This is a genomic window from Capnocytophaga sp. CM59 (assembly GCF_000293175.1).
Classification (GTDB): Bacteria; Bacteroidota; Bacteroidia; order Flavobacteriales; family Flavobacteriaceae; genus Capnocytophaga; species Capnocytophaga granulosa.
Genome location: NZ_ALNN01000005.1, coordinates 38,607 through 57,519, shown reverse-complemented (window position 1 = coordinate 57,519; position 18,913 = coordinate 38,607). Strand labels below are relative to the sequence as shown.

Below are 18,913 nucleotides of genomic sequence, written 5' to 3'. Positions count from 1 at the left end.
TTAGAAATTAGCTCTTACTCCTAGGGTAAAGGTAGAAAGTGGCGCATATTGGTAACGATTGGAACTTCCTACTTCTGAAGCGGTTGGGTTAAACCCTTTGCGGTGCGTAAGTATCCAAAGATTATCTCCTGAAAGGGTGAAAGTCAATGAGGAGAAACCTACATTCTCACACACTTCCTTGGGCAAGTCGTAGCCTAAGGTGATGTTGTTCAAGGCCAAATAGTCGGATTTGGTCAAGAAACGAGTAGAGGTAGAATTGACATTCTGCTCATTGGCATTAAAGCCAGAGGAGAGGCGAGGTACATCGGTCTGGTCGCCAGGACGTTGCCAACGATTACGCACATCGGCATGCCACATATTACCCCCTATCTTTCGGTTGGTCATCATATTGGCATAGATATTGTCATAAGAGTAACCTCCTAATCCATAGAGCCATTGGGTAGTAAAAGAGAAGCCTTTGTAAGCTGCTTTTAGGGTGATGGCTCCACGTACATCGGGTATAGCTGATTTGCCTACAAACATCTGGGTAGCCTTGGTATAGGTTTCGGTGAGGGTCTGTTGTACCGCTGCACCAGGGTTCGCTGCCTCGAACTCATACAAAGAAGTGATTTCTTCTCCGTTGTCATACCGCTGGTTATTATTGCGATCCTGATAGTACATAGTATATTGGGCAGCTCCTGTATTTGGATTTACCCCTCTATACTCACGCATATAGAAATCATAGATAGAGTGGTCTTTGGCACGTGCATACCCTCCTATATTATCCAATACCTTGGGTTTTTGAGTGGTATTGTCTATAGGCATACGGGTAAGCTTGTTGGAGAGTACCTCTCCGTTAAGAGATAGATCCAACTTGAAATCTTCCTGATTTACCACATGACCTGTTACGCTGAACTCCAATCCGCTGTTGGTCAAGAGTCCATCATTGACTGTATAGACGTTGTTTCCTGAGGAAGGCGCCAAGGTGCTGGCAAAGATCAGGTTGTCGGTAGTCTTGTGATAGTAATCCAATTGTACATCTATCGCTCTGCTTTCAAGCAAGGTAAATTCGGTACCTACTTGGAATATTTTGGACTTTTCCCAAGTAAGGTCAGGGTAACCTATACGATAGAAGGTAGCAGCAGGCTGATACATGAAGTTGTCTATATCATACACATCATAGCCTGAATAATAACCTATATTTTGGTCGCCCACAGTACCATAACTAGCCTTGAGCTTAAGGTAAGGCAAGTATTTCTTGTTCTCCAAGAATTTCTCACGGCTCACTACCCAGCCTATACCTGCGGAGGCGAAGTTACCCCATTTCTCATTAAGGAAACGAGAAGAACCATCACGACGCAAAGAGGCAGAAAGCAAGTAGCGGCTGTCATAGTCATACATCACCTGACCGAAATAACTCTCCAAGCGGTAGCTATTGGTATAGGAGTTAAGACCTGCGAGCTTGATAGCGCTATTAAGCTCATTGCTCTTAGGATCTACCAATCCGCTCTTGTTACCATACATAAAGGTCTTGTCATAGGTAGTGCTTTCATGAGCTACGAAAGCCTGTACATTGTGATTGCCAAAGGATTGGTTATAGCGCAAGAGTTGTAGGAAGGTATAGTTCAAGAGTTCTTGTTTGTGCTTGGTGATACGTCCTTTCTCGCCTTGTTCTGCACCATAGTAAGGATTGATTACATTGTCTATACTCTTATTATAGTACTGTCCTCCCAAGCGGGTCTCGAAGGAAAGTTCTTTGAGAAAATCTACCTTGAAGAACACATTGGCATTAAGCTCATTACGTGTTCTATCCTTTCTATCAAGCATTCCTTGAGCGATGGCGTTGGTTGTTCCAGAGAAACCACGTCCGTTCCCAAAATCATATTGGTAATTACCAGGGAAGTACTTATCAGCCACCTTGTTTCCTTTGGCATCGCGCAAGAACAAGGGGTAGATAGGCGGCATGTTGTCCGTTACCCAGAAGAGGTTATCCACGTCTTCGGTTTGTCCGTTTTCTCTACTCTTGGAGTGAGCGTAACCCAAGTTAAATTCGCCTTTAAGCCAAGGTTTGGCTTGGTGAGAGACATTTACACGGCCTGAATAACGCTTGAAGTTGGTATTGATAGCATACCCCACATCGTCCAAGTAACCCAAGCTGGTGTAGTAAGTAGTCTTATCGTTTCCACCGCTTATATTAAGGTTGTATTCGGTACGTACAGATGCCTGATAAGCATAGTCTGCCCAGTTTTCAGGGCTGTACTTACGAGTAACCCCAGGGCGCATCTTGCCTGTGGAAGGGTCTATCAGCTGTGTAGCATCGCCATTCCACATATTGTATTTGGTAGCAAAGCCAAGACGGCCAAAAAGATTCTTATTGGCATAGTCCTCCACGCTGGAATAAGTAGCATTGAAACCTGAAGGATTTCTTTGTTGTTCCAAGACCCCGCGCTGGCGCATAGCACTCCAGCCTATTTCGGCGTATTCCTCTGGGCTGCTGATTACCTGATAGCGAGGTAACAAGCGAGAGTTAAAACCTATCTTGGATTCTACTTGTATGTTGGACTGATTGGCACGACCTTTCTTGGTAGTGATGAGTACCACCCCATTGGCACCACGTGAACCATATACTGAGGTAGAAGTCGCATCCTTGAGCACTGTCATCGATTCAATATCATCTGGATTAATGGAAGAGAGGTTGCCATCAAAAGGCACTCCGTCAAGCACATAGAGTGGACTGCGGTTTCCATTGACCGAACCAAAGCCACGTACACGCACTGTAGCCGAAGAACCAGGTTGGCCAGAGGTGTTGATCACACGCACCCCAGCGGCTTCCCCAGCCAATGCCTGGGATACATCGGAGACACTCTTACGCTTGAGGGACTCCTTATCCACAGAGGAGGCAGAACCTACATACTGGTCTTTCTTCACGGTCGCATAGCCCACCATCTCGAACTCATCCAAGTCCTGAGACTCTATTTCCAAGACTACATCAATACGCTTGGAAGAGCCTACTTTGACTACCTTAGTTTTCATCCCTAAGAAACTAATCTCTAAGTTCTTCCCTGGGGCTACCTTAATGGTAAATTTACCATCCATATCGGTTCCGGTACTCTTACCGCCCCCTTCTACCATTACGGCCGCTCCAAAGAGTGGCTCTCCACTAGCGTCCTTGACGCTGCCCGATACCTCCCGCTCCTGTGCGAGCGAAAAGCTCTGCATTGTTATCACCAACAACAATGCATACAAAAGTCTGTTTAATCTCATCAGATATTGTTTTAAGAAATACAAGGGCAAAAGTAGTAAAAAAATACAACCTGCAAAATGAAAAATTTATTTTTGCAGGTTAAAAGTTGTTTTTATTTCATTAAACAAAGATATATTTTTAAATAAAAATCATTATACAGTGTATTTTATTAATTATATTTCAATTTAATTTTTTATCAGTACTGATAGTCAGGCAATTAGTTTCTTTTAAAATAAAGATATTGCAATATTTTTTTAAATTGATATTTTTTTGGCAGCATTATACATTTAACATTCGCTTATTTCTATTTAACTTTGAAAATGTTTATATGTATTTAATAAAATAAAAAAAGACTGCTCTTTGGGCAGTCTTTTCGTCATTATTAAACAAAGTACATATATATCCAGCGTTATTTGGCCACGATCATATTCTTAGGATCTAGGATTTCGTCCAATTTTTCCTTAGAAAGCAAGCCATGATCAAGTACTAAGTCGTATACGGCCTTGCCCGTTTGTAGCGCTTCTTTGGCTATCTTAGTACTATTCTTGTAACCGATATGTGGGTTAAGTGCTGTTACGATACCGATGCTATTCTTTACCATATTGAGGCAAACTTCGCGGTTAGCAGTAATACCCACCACGCACTTATCTTTGAGCGTATCAGCCGCATTTTGGAAGAGGGTGATGGATTCCATGATAGCCTGGCAGATTACAGGTTCCATCACGTTGAGTTCCAACTGACCAGCTTCAGCAGCAAAAGTTACAGTAAGGTCGTTACCAATTACCTTGAAACAAACCTGATTAACCACTTCAGGGATTACAGGATTCACCTTTCCTGGCATGATAGAAGAACCTGGCTGCATAGCAGGAAGATTGATTTCGCTCAAGCCTGCACGAGGGCCAGAGGCCAAAAGGCGTAAGTCATTACAGATCTTAGAGAGCTTCACAGCGAATTTCTTCAAGCCTGAGGAGTAGAAGACATAAGCACTAGTATCAGGTGTTGCCTCTACCAAGTCGTGAGAAAGTACAAATGCCTCTCCAGTGGCTTTGGCTAAGTTCTCTGTACATAGCTTAGCGTAACCATGAGGGGCATTGAGTCCTGTACCGATGGCGGTACCACCCATATTGATTTCAAGTAGTGAATTGGCGGTTTTGTTCAAGGTAGCGATTTCTGCCTCAAGGCTCACTGCATAGGCTTCGAACTCTTGACCTAGGGTCATAGGCACCGCATCTTGGAGCTGGGTACGTCCCATTTTAATTACATCAGCGAACTCTTTTCCTTTCTTACGGAAAGCATCAGCTAAGGCTTGTACATGCTTTACCAGCTTTTTATTCATATTGAATACCGCAAGCTTAATGGCTGTAGGATAAGAGTCATTGGTAGATTGGGAGCCATTGACATGGTCATTGGGGTAGCAGTGTACATAATCCCCTTTTTCATAACCCAAGATTTCCAAAGCACGGTTGGCGATTACCTCATTGGTATTCATATTCACTGAAGTACCCGCTCCTCCTTGGAACATATCCACAGGGAATTGGTCATGAAACTTTCCGTCAATCACCTCATGGGCAGCCTTTTCTATAGCAGCACCGATTTCTTTAGGGATTACCCCAAGGGCAGCATTGGCTTGAGCAGCGGCTAATTTTACATAGGCAAAAGCACGAATAAACTCAGGATAATCGCTCATTTTGCTGTTAGAAATGTGGAAGTTCTCTAAGGCACGTTGTGTTTGTACCCCATAGTAAGCCTCTTTAGGGACTTGTAATTCCCCAATGAGGTCTGATTCTGTTCTAAACTCTTTCATTATATAATGTATTTATACTATCTAAAAAAGTGGTGCTAAGGTACGTTTTTTTTCTTATATAACCATGTTTTTTTCTATATATTTTTTTGTATCTTTGCCCTAATTTAGCATACAAACAAGTCCTTTTTATGGTTGCTTATTTTCCATATCTTTTACTACTACTCATTACCATTGTGGGGCTTACTATGTTGGCCAATCGGCTTAGAATAGCCTACCCCATCTTATTGGTTTTTGGAGGCTTGGCTTTGAGTCTTATGCCTAAACTGCCTCATATAGTGATAGACCCCAACTGGGTACTGTTGATCTTCTTGCCACCACTGCTCTATGCCGACTCATCGGCGCTTTCGCTCAAGGAATTGTGGAAATGGAGACGCATTATCTTTAGCTTTGCCTTTATCGTAGTCTTTATCACCTCTGCAACAGTGGCATGGGTGGCCAATATGGTACTGCCTGGGTTTTCCTTGGCCTTGGGATTCCTCTTCGGTGGGGTCGTAGGTTCTACCGACGTGGTGAGTGTCTCGGCTATTCTGAAATTTGTCAAGGTACCCCACCGCCTTTCTACGATTTTGGAGAACGAGAGTCTGCTCAACGATGCCTCTTCGCTTATTGTCTTCCGCTTTGCTGCTTTGGTAGTTACCACAGGACAGTTTGTTTGGTACCAAATGGCGGGTGGCTTCTTATGGGTAGTCATAGGCGGGGTTGCAGTAGGCTTGGCCGTGGCTTATCTGCTGCGTTTCATTCATAAGCTCCTTCCCACCGACGCCAATATGGATATTATTCTGACGTTCATCTCTCCTTACATAATGTATATGATAGCTAATGCTTTAGAGGCTTCAGGGGTTTTGGCTGTAGTAGTAGGGGGCGCCTACCTGACTTATTTTCGCAATGAGATTTTCCCTGCTGCTACCCGCAATAAGGGTGCCGCTGTATGGGATAATATCGTCTTCATTCTCAACGGCTTGGCTTTCTCTCTCATTGGTCTGAGTCTGCCTGAAATTCTCTCAAGTATCGAGCAGGAAGGAATGGAACTGACCACCGCTACCTATTATGGGTTACTTATGGCAGGAGTCATCATAGGGGTACGTATTCTCTGTGCTTATGGGGCTGTACTGACCACCCAGATTATGAAGCGCTTTATCCCTGTAGCCGACGGACGGAGGTATAACAATGTACGTATCCCGCTGATTCTCGGCTGGGCAGGTATGCGTGGGGTGCTCTCCTTGGCCGTGGCGCTGTCCATACCACTAACTTTGGACGACGGCAGCCCTTTCCCTCATCGCCATCTGATCCTATATATGACTTTCATCGTCATCTTGGTCACCTTGGTTGTACAAGGACTTACCCTTCCTTTCCTTATCAAGCGGGTTACCTTTCCCAACTATGACGACCATATCCCAGAGGCCGAAGCAGAGACCTATGTTCGCAAGGAACTGGCACGGGTGGCCTTAGCATATATGGACACCCATTATAAGGGTGAGACCAACAGCTTCCTGCTGCAAAACCAAAAAGACATCTGGCAGTTTCAGCTCGACACTCCCCAGTGTAGTATCACCCCTGAAGTGCGGGAGAAATACATCGCTATCCTACACTGCCAGCGGGAGTACCTACAGCAGCTCAATCGCAACCCACGCCTAAACGAACAGCTCCTGCGCTCCTTCGAAAGGCAGATAGACTTAGAAGAAGAGAAATGGGAGAACCAAACTAATTAGTCAATTAGTCAATGTGCTAATTGATAAATTATTTGGTGGTGCTTCAAAAAGTATGATACAACTTTAGATATACCCATAATTGATATAAAAGAAAGCTAAAGCAAAGGCCTTTAGATGATTTATTTGTTTCTTAGAAAAACAACAAGTCTTGCGAAAAGCTCGTTTTATTCTATGTCTCAATTTACAGTTATTCCCCTCTATCCCAACAGTATACCCTTTTCCTATTAGATGATTATCCTCTTTAAAAGTTGTTTTAAAACTTTTCCAATCATCAGTTGCTATAGAATCATAGGTAATATTCAGTTCTTTAAGTTGCTTCCTTAGCTTTTTAGCTGTTCTTAAATCTCTTTTACCCCAAACATAAGTTATAATTTCCCGTGTTTCTCTGTCATAAGCATATATAAGCCACTGTTTGTTCTCTTTTTTCTGAACATAAGTCCAAAATTCATCAACTTCAATATGGCCATAATGCTTCTTTTTAGGTGTTATAGAATAACTAGATTTAGCTAAAACAGTAAGCACTTTTCCTATGCTAACTTCCTCTATTTTGGAAATATCTCTAATTCCTACACCTCTAACAAGCATAAGGGTTATTTTACGATTAATGTTTGAATGACAACCTTTATAGGTAAGATTATGATCTCCAATAAATTGACGACCACATCCTTCATTCTTGCAAAGATAATTTTGTTTTCCATTTGGTTTTTTGCCATTTTTCACTACCTTTGCACTCTGGCAATTGGGGCAATATAGTTCTATTTTTATTTTCACACAACAAAAATATAACTTTTTGCTCTAATTGTCAACTTTTTACTTCATCATACTTTTTAAATCACCTCCAAAAATAAATCAAACTTATATGAATAATAAAAATCTCCCCCAAAATTGGGATTTCTTTATGTGCCGTATTGAAGGTGCTCCTGCTCTGCATCAAACAAGAATACTATGAAAAATATATTCCTACCCTTTATAGTCCTAACATTTGTCTTTAGCTTGCAAGCTCAGCAAACTGATTGGGGAAAGTATGACCTCAAAGGAAAAGTAAAACAAGTAAAAGCCACTACAGCTTCCTATTCAGGAGGGTGTGAACGCACCCTAAAATATACCCAATGGATATGTATCACTGAGTTTGACACTCAAGGGAATGTAGTGAAGAACACTTGGTATACTAGGCTTGATGGACAGCTCTCACAAGAGCACCTTTACTCCTATCAAGGAGAGAAAGTAACCCTCAGAGTTCATCTTTACAAACAAAATAAAATAACAAAAACTAAAACCTATCACTACAAAAGAGGCGAAGAGGATCGTATAGAGAAAGAAATAGAACGTACTGAGGCTCCCTATAAAGAGCAAATCTGTACATTTACAGGTTTTTACAAAAACGATATCTTGCGCTCTCAACCTGCAACTGCCTACGAGTACGATGACCACGGCAATTGGATTCACAAAAAGGATACTACCAATTCCCATTGCGTACGGCATTACACAAGGAGTATTGTCTATTATTAAAATATCTGTCTAAGAATGAAAAGAATCTTTTTTTTATTAGTCTTGTTAGGGACTCTTGCTAAAAGCTATGCAGGTCCTATAGTAACTTTCTATGAAGACTTCAGCTTGAAAACAGAAGGTAAAAAAGTGTATTTAGTAAAAAAATACTATAGTAATGGCAATAAAATTGCGATTACTTCTTATGAAAAATACTTATTGCCTTTTGATAGTAAAGAGGCTCATATTGTTATGACAGGTGAGGAGGATGAAAATGAATTAATCATTGCTAATGCCAATGATTACTATTTTGTGGAGTATTTTAGAGATTATACAAAAAATATGAAACAGTGTGTAAGAGCTGTCAAAATGTTTCCTACTAATAGTGTTACTCAAACTTTCAGGAATAATTGCTTTTATGTAAATGGTAAGTGGGTGAGGGTAGCTATGGAAGATGGTGAGCTTACTCCAATGCCTGATTTTCCCAAGCACCCTACTGTTATCGCTGAATTGGAACATACTACTTTGTTAAAAGATAAAAACTTTGTGTATGAGTATGATAACCGAACATATACTTTAAAAAAGATAGAGGGACTTAATGCTAAAACCGTACAATTTCAAAAAACCAATAGTTATGACAAAAATCTGTTATATGACGATAATACTTTTTATGTAATGGATTACGATGGGATTGATCTTATGGAAATCACTAAAGATCTGAGAGCAAGAGGCTGTAACAGAAAATTTACTGAGGCTACTTTTATCAGGTACCGAAGTGAGGGGGAACCTTATGAACAGTATTTGTTGGATTTTAAAGATGGTAATTTGTGGAGTTGTGATAAGTATGGTAACGATAGATTTGTACTACCCATTAAGAATGCTACTTATGTAAAAGCTCTTGAAATGGTAAAAACAAGTGAAGGATATTATATTTCATTGCGAGATGATGATCAACCTATTGATATGAGTGCTGTGCGAAATCTCAATAAATTACACAGAGTAAAGTATAGTTTTTATTACTTGGATCAGGACGATGATTTGTATACTGATGGAGAGCAACAATATATTTGTCTGTATAATATTTCTCAGCATAGAATATTATACCCTCTACAGGTAGAAAAACGCGTTTGGGAAGCCTTCACCTCTAAACAAAAGTATTATCACTATGAAAAAACATTAGAAGATGACTCAAGCACCACAGAAATAGCTGTAGTAGGCAACCAATTGGTAATATATAAAATTACCTCCCTATTTAGTAAAAACTATTTAGAAACACACCATACGCTCCCCATTGAGATTGTTAAAGAAATACCCCTTACATCAGAAGTCAAAGACCTAAAAATGTGTTATGCCACAAGAGATAAACTCATTATTGACGATATCATTATAGATAATATAGCTGATTTTGATACGCTTACTTTTGTAGGAGCTATTTACACTTATGATACACGACAGAGAGAATATGGTTACAAAAGTTATTTCAAAGATAAAAACAGTGTGTATTCTTACTATGAAAAGTCTCAAGAGATGATTAAGGAAAACTACAACCCTAAAACTTTTGATGAAGAAGCAATGTGGAAACTCAGAGTTAGGCGACCTGGCGATTAGGTCTAAACCAATAGCAAATTATTATATTAACATATTATCATGACAAAAGTATTCGACTTACACAAGGCCATACGTGCCCGTCTGTTACGCTTCTTGGACGAAGCTACCCCAGAACAATTAGCACTCATACCAGAGGGCTTTCATAACAATATCCTATGGAATATAGCCCACTGCGTGGTTACCCAACAGCTGCTGTGCTATAAGCTCGCAGGAGTGCAACCCCATGTCTCAGAAGAGCTGATCAACACTTACAAAAAGGGTACCTACCCCGATGGGCATATCCCAAGCCAAGAGGAAATCGCTACCCTCCGCCAGCTACTGACCTCCACTCACGACCAAATTATTGAGGACTATCAAAAAGGAGTGTTTGCAGGGAAAGACTATCCTGTCTATGAAACCTCTTTTGGCTATACGCTCCACAATGTAGAGGAGGCCATTCTCTTTAACAATACCCATGAGGGAATGCACATAGGAACGATTTTGGCTTTGCGCTATTTTCTTTAGCCCTTCTTTAGCTTATAAGTATCATCAAAATAACAATCATGGCAACACCTGTACAGAAAGTAACTATCAAAGCTAAATTTCCTCTCTATAAAAAAGAGGAATTAGCCGAGCGTGTAGAGCTTATCACCTTAGAAGAAACAGGATTTGAGTTGGTTGCTCAAAAAGATCTCTATGCAGTAGGCGACACCGCTATCTATATCCAGCCTGATTATTGCTTGCCCGATACGCCTCTCTTTCAGGATTTTATTGCCCCAGCAGGTGATCCTAAGAAGTCCTATCTGGGTAAGATAGAAGACCAACCACGGCGTATACGAGCCATTAAGTTCCCCCTCTCTAAAGAGCCTAATGGCGACAAAGTCTATTCCAATGGGATTCTTTTGCCTCTTTCCGTAGTAACTTCTCATATAGGGGAACAACCTATCAGTGCCGAGAGCTTAGGAATTACCAAGTATGAAGCCCCTATCAAGCTCATGGGTGACACCCAGCTAAGTCCTTTCCCTTCTGGTTGGTATCAGACTGATGAAGAGAATATCAACAATGTGTGGAATGAGGTAGCGTTTCCTATCTACCTAATCGGCACCCAGAAGATAGATGGCACTTCCATTAGTATTTCCACTGAGTATATTGCTACACGCAAGAATGTGATGGAGCGCTTTGTAAAGAAAGGTGATACAGAAGTAGAGAGTACCGAAACCTATATCAAATATGGTAGCCAGTACCAAGATATCTTGAGAGCTGCCCAAGAGACAGAGATTGTATTGCGAGGAGAGCTTAACGGACAAGGAGTGGGCAGTTCGGGCAACAAACTCAATCCTGCACTAAAAGAAGCTGCCAATATTCGTTTCTTTGGTATAGATCGCCTCAGAGGAGGAATCACCTATAAGCTCCCTCATGCCGAGTTTGTAGCCAAAGCACAAGCGCTTGGTATCCAGACGGTTCCTATTATCTTTGAAAAAGAATTTAGCAACAGAGGGGAATTGCTCGCTACCTGTGAGGCTTATTTTGCCCAGCATGTGATAGAGGGGATTGTGGTTAAAACTCCTGACAGCAAGTTTTCTGCAAAAATAATGAATAACTATTACGATAGCAAGAAATAACGAGTTGGTAAGCCTATTGGCAAATCTGCTAATTGTAAAAACTCCCCGTGATGCGAGCCGCATAGGCGGTTGCTATGGGGAGTTTCTACTATAATTGTACCTCTCGGGTGATTCTGATTTTTCTCAGCCATAGACCTACGACAAGGTACAACAGACAAGGGATCATCCCCGAAACGGGAGAAATGAGAATTTCTTTACCTGTTTCGATAAGAATATGCTTGTCATATATCAGGCTGTTGATGGTGCTATCCTCAATAGCGTGCATCCACACCCCAGGCCAGATAGAGCGCGTAAGGCGAAAAAGTTCGGTATACATTACCGTCCATGAGGTACAGCACACCAATGCCATGATGCAAAAAGTAACTCTCTCGTAAGGGAATACAGCAAATAGCTGTTCTGGTTTTAGAAAATAAAAGAAGTAAGGCCAATGCCACGAACACCACACTACCCCCACGATAAGGTAGAGCCATATATCCTTAATCTTCAAGTGGAGCAAGCGAGCGGTAAGATACCCTCTCCAAGACGATTCTTCAAAGAAATTCTTTACAAATTCGGCTAATACAAAGATACCAAACCCACCGAGGTAGTCCGTCCAACGGATTTCTACTTTTAGCCACCCAAAGAGTTCCCCTATAAGCAGGGTAATGGCAATCACCACAGGGTAAATAAGGGTTGCCACCCCATACCAACGCAGGTTTTTCTTAATAAGCGGACGCAATCCTGCATCACGCCAACCATCGCCCATAAAGGAGCGCAATACGAGCCAAGCCAGTAGAGGGGCAACGATAAAAATACCCATTCCGCTGGTACCATTGTTGGTATCGCTGAAATCACCTGTCGTTTCCCCCGTAAGAGCATCTACCCATACGCCTACCCACCCGCAGCTGAGGGCTACGAAAATGAAAATACATAAATTCCTAATTGTTCTTGCTTGATTTTTCATGTTTGAAAATTTTTGATTATCTTTGGGGCAAAATTACAGTGCAGGGGGTACCTCTGCAATACTGAATAATAACCATTTTGAAGCTGACGATGGACAAAAGTATAGATGAAATAGCGCAGCAATATCTTCCCTATATCAAAATCTTAGAAGAAGCGGGTAGTTTTGCTGTTTTTCTATCGGATAGATTCGGGCAGTACTATTATGTAACCGAATATATAGAAGCATCTCAAGAAATCAACATTGAGAAATTGGTACATCCCGATGATTGGGAGGTCGTAAGAAGGATTGATAAAAAAGTATGGGAGCTTTTGGATACACTCTCCGAGGAGGAAAAATTGGCTTACAAATACATCTATGAGTTGAGAGTGCTCGATAGAGGGAAGTATGTACGAATGATTTACCAAACGCGTATATTGGTCTTCAAAGAGGATAATTTTTTGGCAATGGGTATGATAGACCTCGCTCCCGAGCAATCGGCGAACACTTCAGTGCGTTTTCAGATAAAAAATTGCCTTACCGATGAAGTGGTACCTTTTGCTATAGAAACCGCTACTGATGTTCTGCTTACTCCACGCGAAAGAGAAGTACTCGCCCTTGCCAAAGAAGGAATGTTCAGTAAAGAAATCTCTGAAAAACTGAACATCAGCGTACATACTGTAAACCGCCATCGCCAAAATATCCTCGAAAAACTACAAGTAGATAATATCATTGAAGCAATGAAGTAATCGGCTAATTACTGATAAAATTCACTTGGACTCACTCCCAAATGTTGCTGTACAAAGTGAGAGAAGTAAGCTGTAGACGAAAAACCAAAAAGGTATAGACAAATCTGTAAAAACTACTGACTTTTGTATAATAATCCTTTTGAAAAAACGTCATACCTTTGCAGGATTAAAATTTAAAACTCAAGTTATGCAAAATATTCGATTAAACAACGGGGTACAAATGCCCCTATTGGGGTATGGTGTATACCAAGTAGACCCCAAAGAATGTGAGCGTTGCGTAAGTGATGCTATTTCGGTAGGTTACCGAATGATTGACACGGCTCAAATCTACAAAAATGAAGAGGGCGTAGGTAACGCTATTAAGAAAAGTGGTATCCCCCGCAAAGAGTTCTTTATCGTTACCAAAGTGTGGATAAGCAATGCTGGTTATGAAAAGGCAAAAGCCTCTATCGAAACCTCTTTGCACAAACTCCAAACCGATTATATCGATTTGCTACTCGTTCACCAACCTTTTGGCGATTATTACGGCTCTTATCGCGCTATGGAAGAAGCCTACAAAGAAGGCAAAGTGCGCGCTATTGGGGTGAGCAACTTCTATGCCGATAGATACCTCGATTTGGCATACCACTGCGAGATAAAACCTGCTGTAAACCAAATGGAAACACACGTATTCTACCAACAGCAAGACCTCCAAGAGCTAATGCAAAAATACGATACCAAGCTAATGTCGTGGGGACCTTTTGCTGAAGGTAGAAACGATTTCTTTGCCAATCCTACGCTCAATGCCATTGGTGAAAAGTATCACAAAAGTGCTGCCCAAGTAGCCTTGCGCTACCTATTACAACGCGATATTATTTGTATTCCTAAATCGGTACGCAAAGAGCGTATGGAGCAAAATTTTAATGTATTTGACTTCCAACTATCCCAAGAGGATATGGCAAAAATTCAAGCTCTTGATACCAAGCAACCGCTCTTCTCTTCTCGCCGAGATCCTGCTTTTGTAGAGATGATACTACAATATGGTAAATAGCAAATTAGCAAATATGCTAATTAGTAAAATTCCCGTGTGGTACTACCACACGGGAATTTTTAATAAGACATCTAACTTGTATCTATTTGCTAAATTCTACTTCAGCATTTAGTTTAGTTATCTTTTCTTGCAATTTAGTGATGTCTTTTTGCAACTTCTCAATACGGCGATTACTTTTGGCTAATTGCTTATTAGCTTTACTAGCTTTGCGCAAAGCCTTTTCAGCTTTGTTCGCTTTTTTAGCACTTGCTGAAGCCGAACTCGCATCACTAAAAGCATCCGTACGATTGGTAGCTTCTTCATTAGCTTGCGTAGCCTCAGTTTGCAACGACTGATTATTGGTTTGCTCTTGAGTGAGTTTCATTTGTAATTCGTTGAGCTCAGTATTGAGTTTCAAGGCTTGCTGCTGATTTTCTAAGCGTTTCATCTCTGGTGATTTAGCTGTACCACAGCTCGCTAGCATAAAGGAAGCTAACACTCCCATTAAAAGTACTTTTCTCATAATTATATTATTAATATTTTAATGCCGCAAAGGTAATACATAATTGCCTAATATGCAAATTCGCTAATTATCAAATTATCACTACCTTTGCATTTAGAATAACTTAAAAACAATACAATATTATGAGAAAAACTTTTATTATTTTATGCATTTGGAGCATCATTGTAGGCTGCTCTCAAGAACAAAAAGAAGAGGACACCCCTTCCAAAGAAAAAGAGGAATGGGAATTAGTTTGGGAAGACGATTTCAACCGCGACGATATTTTTGCTACTGGTATATGGTCAAAAATATGGGGAGCCCTACTTCCAAAGCCGACTGGTGCAAACTACAAACTGATAATATCGAAGAGATGATATGCCAATTAACAGTTTAGGACGTAGCACAATAGACAATAACTAAAAATCCCCATAAGAGATGACAACTCATGGGGATTTTTAATTGGCTTAGACAAATCTGCTAATTAACGAATTATTTTAGAATTATTCCAAATAAATCAGTATCTTTGCCCCCGTTTAGAAATAGGATATAAGCTATATGATGTATTTCTCTTTCAGAAGTTTTTGGTTTTGTGTGTTTTACCTCTGTGTAGGGGTGCTTTATGCCCAGCAAGTTTCCACTGTAAAAGGGCGTATCACCGCAGGCAAAGAGCCTGTAGTGGGGGCAGTGGTGCAGCTTAAGGAACTTAAAAAGTATGCAGTGGCCGATGGCCAAGGGAATTTTTCTCTGTCAGTACCTTATAGAAAAGCGCCTTATACATTCTCTATAGAGTCCATGGGGTATAAGACACAAGAGCAAACCCTCACGGTGGCACAGCCTGTGGTGGTGCTCAATGTGGCTATGGAGGAGGAAATCACCGCTCTTACGGGTATTACGGTAGCGGCCATAACACCCATCAAGCAGGTGGAGAAGAGTGCCTATAATGTAGCTGCTATAGATGCCTCCAAGCTCACACACCTCAATAGCAATGCCGCTGATATGCTCGCCAAAGCCTCTGGGGTAAAGGTACGCGAAACGGGTGGTGTGGGTGCTGAGAGCCAAATCAATCTCAATGGCTTTACAGGTCAGCATGTACGTACTTTTGTGGATGGGGTGCCTATCAGTAGGGCTTCTTCTTTCCAAATAGGTAATATCCCCACTGAACTGATTGACCGTATTGAAATCTATAAGGGGGTAGTGCCTGTTACCTTTGGCTCTGATGCCTTGGGAGGGGCGGTGAATATCGTTACCAAGCGCAGCAATGCCCAGTATGCCAACCTAAGTTATACCTTTGGTTCTTTCAATACCCATAAGAGCACGCTCAATATAGGGGCACCACTGACCGATAATATAGGGATAGAGTTCAACGCCTATCAGAACTATTCTGATAATAGCTATAAGGTGCTTACCCATTACTTAGATTTGGCCAAAGGGATTTATTCCAAGGATAGGCAGTGGTTCAAGCGTTTCCATGATCGTTATCACAATGAGGTGATCATTGGGAAAGTGAATATCTTCAAGGAGCCTTGGGCAGATAAGCTCTCTTTCTCCCTGAACTATAACCAAGAGTACAAACAGATACAGAATGCCAATCTCATGCAGATTGTCTTTGGGGGTAAGTACCAAACCTCCTATACCTATAGTACAGGGATGGAGTACGAAAAGAAAAACTTGTTGGAGGGGCTGAGCCTCTCCGTTACAGGACGTTACGACCTAACAACTACCAATGTTGTAGATGAGGAGAATCGTATGTATAGTTGGGACGGCTCCTACAGAACCAAGCCTACGATGGGAGAGGCTATGTATCAGAATACAGTCTTTGAAGGCAAGACAGCCTACGTGGCGGCACACTTGGATTATTGGCTAAGCGAAAAGCACTTCTTGCAGCTTACGCATACCTTTAGCCACTATTATAGACTGACCAAGAGCCAGCTTTTTACGCCTTTTTCTTCTGATGCTGATTTTATGGATCGCATCAACCAGAAGAATATCACAGGCCTCTCGTACAAATATGTGCCGAATGACCAGTGGACGGTCTTAGCCTTTGGCAAATATTATGCAGCTAAAGTAACAGGCCCTGCAGTGGTGAGTGGCCATGGCTATTTGTCCGTTTATGAAGATCATACCGAGCGTACCGATGCTTTGGGGGCGGGGATAGGTTCTTCTTATGAGTTCTCTAAGGAACTACTGGCCAAGCTCTCTTATGAAAAGAGTTACCGCTTGCCCAACGACCGAGAGCTTTTCGGAGATGGTGACTTAGAGATAGGAGCCAACCAATTGCGCCCTGAGCAGAGCAATAATCTCAACTTGAATCTCTCTTGGCAGCCCGAAACCAATGGCCATGCTCTCTTAGCGGAAGGAGGCTTTGCCTTGCGCTATATTCAGGACTATATCATTCGCAATGTAGCCAGCACAGGAGCAGCTACCAGCAAGAACCATGGCAAGGTACTCACCTTGGGCGGTGATTTCACCCTGCGCTATTTCTATCAGAAAACCTTTTCTGTAGGCGGGAATCTCTCTTATATGGATATGCGCAACCACGAGTGCAAAAATACCAACGGAGCCAATTCGCTCACCTACAAGGATCGAGTGCCTAACATGCCTTATCTCTTTGGTAATGCCGATGCCTCTTATACTTTTGCTGACCTTATCACTCAGGACGATGGGCTTACCTTGGGCTATAACTTGGCTTATACGCATGAGTTTTTCCTCTCTTGGCAGAGCGAGGGGGCGAAAATCACCGTACCCACGCAGCTCTCCCACGATCTAAGCCTTACCTATACAGCGCCAAGGAATAAGTACACCCTCTCGGCCGAGGTCAAGAACTTTACCGATGCGTTGTTATATGACAACTATAGTCTGCAAAAAGCAGGCAGAGCCTTTTATGTAAAATTAGGGTATAGGTTTTAGTACTAACCACTAACCACTCAAAACTGAAAATTCAAAACTATTTATATTTATGTATATTAATTTTCAAACTATTAGAAAAATGTTGTTCCTTGGACTTGTAGGAGCAACTACTTTGGTGTCATGCTCTAAGAGTGATGATAATAATGGAGGAAAACCAACTCCAACCCCTGATGCAACAGAAGTAAATAGCTTCTTTATTGATGCAGGAGGAGCCGAAAACAAAGCCCGCTATGTACTCCTTGCTGAAGATGTAACCAAAGGAGAAGTACCTTTAGGGTCTAACAAATTACAGTTAAAACCTGCTAATGGCTATTTTTGGTTGTTTAATAAAAACATCGCAGCAGGTCTCTCTTATGAGTTTAAGGGAGCTGGTATAGGTGTTTCCTATGCGCGCGATGCAAAGGGAGAAGTAAATCCTATCAGTGAGTTTGAGGTAAATGAGCGTGCTACTACCTTCGGCTTCTTTAATAATTACTATGTAACAGCGGTAAGTGGACAGGCTTTTGAAGGGAAAAATGATGGAGCTACTTTTATCTTCCGTAATACTTCTGACTTCGGAGAGGCTTCTCGTAAAACCATTCATACCAATAAGTTCTTAGGGGACAATATGAATGATACCGAGATCGTATCTTTTGCAGGTATTTTGGACAATGGCAATGGAGAGTTCCTCACAGGTATGCTTGTTTCTGAATACAAAGATGTACAACCAGGACAGGGATCCAGTACAGGCTATATGGAAAATACCGATGTGGTATATGTAGGAGTACTTGACAAGGAATTGAACCTTAAGCGTTACTACAAGAGCGATAAGCTAAGCTACTCAGCAGGACGCTTTAAGAGCCAATACCTCTTGGAAATGGGCAAGGTAGCCAACGGAGATGTATATGTCTTCTCAGGAGCTATTGCTAAGAATCCAGCACCTGCCAAAGCACCAGCTAAAGCAGATAAGGCTACCACTAAGCCTGCGGGAGCTTTGCGTATCAAGGCTGGGGCTACTACCTTTGATGATAGCTATTTCTTTGATATCTCTGCCGTATCTAACAACGGTCTTTTCCGTCGCGTATGGCATATCACAGAGAATAAATTCCTTGTAGAGTTCTTCAATGATGCTGCTAAGGCCAACCTCCGCTCTTTGGATGTATATCACTATGCAATTGTGGATGTAGAAGCTAAAACACTCAACTGGGTAGCTGGACTTCCTGACCCTGCCAAATGTACCAATATCGTGACCAATCCTATTACCCCTGCAATCTACGGAGGTAAGGTATATCTGCCAGTGAACGAACAAGGTACCGACCCTGCTATTTATGTCATAGACCCTGCAACCAATGCCGCTACTAAGGGCTTAGTAGTAAAAGGTGCCACTGTAATCAATGCTATAGGACGTTTTGAATAAT

15 protein-coding genes are annotated in these 18,913 nt (G+C 41.6%); 10 read left to right on the top strand and 5 right to left on the bottom strand.

The window, feature by feature from the left end; all coding sequences use genetic code 11:
* Both HMPREF1154_RS01645 and aspA read right to left on the bottom strand, forming a co-directional pair.
* Positions 1-3,243: a SusC/RagA family TonB-linked outer membrane protein gene (locus tag HMPREF1154_RS01645; protein WP_034566687.1), complete on the bottom strand. Its 3,243-nt coding sequence runs from the start codon at positions 3,241-3,243 to the stop codon at positions 1-3.
* A 389-nt stretch (positions 3,244-3,632) separates the two neighbouring features.
* Positions 3,633-5,027 carry an aspartate ammonia-lyase gene (gene aspA / locus HMPREF1154_RS01640; RefSeq protein WP_009640765.1) on the bottom strand — a complete coding sequence of 465 codons (1,395 nt, stop codon included), beginning with the start codon at positions 5,025-5,027 and terminating at the stop codon, positions 3,633-3,635.
* 128 nt (positions 5,028-5,155) lie between these two features.
* Here aspA and HMPREF1154_RS01635 point away from each other — a divergent pair, with 128 nt between their 5' ends.
* Complete coding sequence (locus HMPREF1154_RS01635) at positions 5,156-6,736, top strand: Na+/H+ antiporter (RefSeq protein ID WP_009640845.1); 1,581 nt, start codon at positions 5,156-5,158, stop codon at positions 6,734-6,736.
* A 63-nt stretch (positions 6,737-6,799) separates the two neighbouring features.
* Here the strand turns inward: HMPREF1154_RS01635 and HMPREF1154_RS01630 are convergent, their stop codons facing one another.
* Positions 6,800-7,507, bottom strand: a complete 708-nt coding sequence (locus tag HMPREF1154_RS01630) for an IS1 family transposase (protein ID WP_034566684.1) — start codon at positions 7,505-7,507, stop codon at positions 6,800-6,802.
* 174 nt (positions 7,508-7,681) lie between these two features.
* Here HMPREF1154_RS01630 and HMPREF1154_RS01625 point away from each other — a divergent pair, with 174 nt between their 5' ends.
* The 4 genes from HMPREF1154_RS01625 to HMPREF1154_RS01610 are packed head-to-tail and all read left to right on the top strand — an operon-like array spanning position 7,682 to position 11,430.
* Positions 7,682-8,245: a hypothetical protein gene (locus HMPREF1154_RS01625; RefSeq protein WP_009640823.1), complete on the top strand. Its 564-nt coding sequence runs from the start codon at positions 7,682-7,684 to the stop codon at positions 8,243-8,245.
* 15 nt (positions 8,246-8,260) lie between these two features.
* Positions 8,261-9,829 (top strand): hypothetical protein, encoded by a 1,569-nt coding sequence (locus HMPREF1154_RS01620; RefSeq protein WP_009640779.1) that lies wholly within the window; start codon positions 8,261-8,263, stop codon positions 9,827-9,829.
* A gap of 39 nt (positions 9,830-9,868) precedes the next feature.
* Entirely contained in the window at positions 9,869-10,333 is a 465-nt protein-coding gene (locus HMPREF1154_RS01615) for a DinB family protein (RefSeq protein ID WP_009640847.1), read from the top strand.
* A gap of 38 nt (positions 10,334-10,371) precedes the next feature.
* Positions 10,372-11,430: an RNA ligase family protein gene (locus HMPREF1154_RS01610; RefSeq protein ID WP_009640842.1), complete on the top strand. Its 1,059-nt coding sequence runs from the start codon at positions 10,372-10,374 to the stop codon at positions 11,428-11,430.
* Positions 11,431-11,518: 88 nt separating this feature from the next.
* Here the strand turns inward: HMPREF1154_RS01610 and HMPREF1154_RS01605 are convergent, their stop codons facing one another.
* Entirely contained in the window at positions 11,519-12,373 is an 855-nt protein-coding gene (locus HMPREF1154_RS01605; protein ID WP_009640766.1) for a CPBP family intramembrane glutamic endopeptidase, read from the bottom strand.
* A gap of 83 nt (positions 12,374-12,456) precedes the next feature.
* On the opposite strand from HMPREF1154_RS01605, the gene HMPREF1154_RS01600 reads away from it, so the two are divergent.
* Positions 12,457-13,098 carry a helix-turn-helix transcriptional regulator gene (locus tag HMPREF1154_RS01600; protein ID WP_034566700.1) on the top strand — a complete coding sequence of 214 codons (642 nt, stop codon included), beginning with the start codon at positions 12,457-12,459 and terminating at the stop codon, positions 13,096-13,098.
* A gap of 187 nt (positions 13,099-13,285) precedes the next feature.
* On the top strand, positions 13,286-14,128 hold the full coding sequence (locus tag HMPREF1154_RS01595) for an aldo/keto reductase (RefSeq protein ID WP_009640797.1): 843 nt from the start codon (positions 13,286-13,288) through the stop codon (positions 14,126-14,128).
* Positions 14,129-14,210: 82 nt separating this feature from the next.
* Here HMPREF1154_RS01595 and HMPREF1154_RS01590 read toward each other — a convergent pair whose 3' ends face one another.
* Complete coding sequence (locus HMPREF1154_RS01590; RefSeq protein ID WP_034566682.1) at positions 14,211-14,630, bottom strand: hypothetical protein; 420 nt, start codon at positions 14,628-14,630, stop codon at positions 14,211-14,213.
* 122 nt (positions 14,631-14,752) lie between these two features.
* Here HMPREF1154_RS01590 and HMPREF1154_RS01585 point away from each other — a divergent pair, with 122 nt between their 5' ends.
* The 3 genes from HMPREF1154_RS01585 to HMPREF1154_RS01575 all read left to right on the top strand — a co-directional run bounded on the left by HMPREF1154_RS01585 (position 14,753) and on the right by HMPREF1154_RS01575 (position 18,912).
* On the top strand, positions 14,753-14,983 hold the full coding sequence (locus tag HMPREF1154_RS01585) for a hypothetical protein (RefSeq protein ID WP_009640770.1): 231 nt from the start codon (positions 14,753-14,755) through the stop codon (positions 14,981-14,983).
* 181 nt (positions 14,984-15,164) lie between these two features.
* Positions 15,165-17,516: a TonB-dependent receptor gene (locus tag HMPREF1154_RS01580; RefSeq protein WP_034566680.1), complete on the top strand. Its 2,352-nt coding sequence runs from the start codon at positions 15,165-15,167 to the stop codon at positions 17,514-17,516.
* Positions 17,517-17,595: 79 nt separating this feature from the next.
* Complete coding sequence (locus HMPREF1154_RS01575; RefSeq protein WP_232211958.1) at positions 17,596-18,912, top strand: DUF4374 domain-containing protein; 1,317 nt, start codon at positions 17,596-17,598, stop codon at positions 18,910-18,912.
* Position 18,913 lies beyond the last annotated feature (1 nt).

Coding starts and splice junctions, on each gene's coding strand:
- HMPREF1154_RS01615 (WP_009640847.1), top strand. CDS start 9,869: ATGACAAAAGTATTCGACTTACACAAGGCCATACGTGCCCGTCTGTTA.
- aspA (WP_009640765.1), bottom strand. CDS start 5,027: ATGAAAGAGTTTAGAACAGAATCAGACCTCATTGGGGAATTACAAGTC.
- HMPREF1154_RS01620 (WP_009640779.1), top strand. CDS start 8,261: ATGAAAAGAATCTTTTTTTTATTAGTCTTGTTAGGGACTCTTGCTAAA.
- HMPREF1154_RS01580 (WP_034566680.1), top strand. CDS start 15,165: ATGATGTATTTCTCTTTCAGAAGTTTTTGGTTTTGTGTGTTTTACCTC.
- HMPREF1154_RS01625 (WP_009640823.1), top strand. CDS start 7,682: ATGAAAAATATATTCCTACCCTTTATAGTCCTAACATTTGTCTTTAGC.
- HMPREF1154_RS01610 (WP_009640842.1), top strand. CDS start 10,372: ATGGCAACACCTGTACAGAAAGTAACTATCAAAGCTAAATTTCCTCTC.
- HMPREF1154_RS01635 (WP_009640845.1), top strand. CDS start 5,156: ATGGTTGCTTATTTTCCATATCTTTTACTACTACTCATTACCATTGTG.
- HMPREF1154_RS01605 (WP_009640766.1), bottom strand. CDS start 12,373: ATGAAAAATCAAGCAAGAACAATTAGGAATTTATGTATTTTCATTTTC.
- HMPREF1154_RS01590 (WP_034566682.1), bottom strand. CDS start 14,630: ATGAGAAAAGTACTTTTAATGGGAGTGTTAGCTTCCTTTATGCTAGCG.
- HMPREF1154_RS01575 (WP_232211958.1), top strand. CDS start 17,596: ATGTTGTTCCTTGGACTTGTAGGAGCAACTACTTTGGTGTCATGCTCT.
- HMPREF1154_RS01645 (WP_034566687.1), bottom strand. CDS start 3,243: ATGAGATTAAACAGACTTTTGTATGCATTGTTGTTGGTGATAACAATG.
- HMPREF1154_RS01585 (WP_009640770.1), top strand. CDS start 14,753: ATGAGAAAAACTTTTATTATTTTATGCATTTGGAGCATCATTGTAGGC.
- HMPREF1154_RS01595 (WP_009640797.1), top strand. CDS start 13,286: ATGCAAAATATTCGATTAAACAACGGGGTACAAATGCCCCTATTGGGG.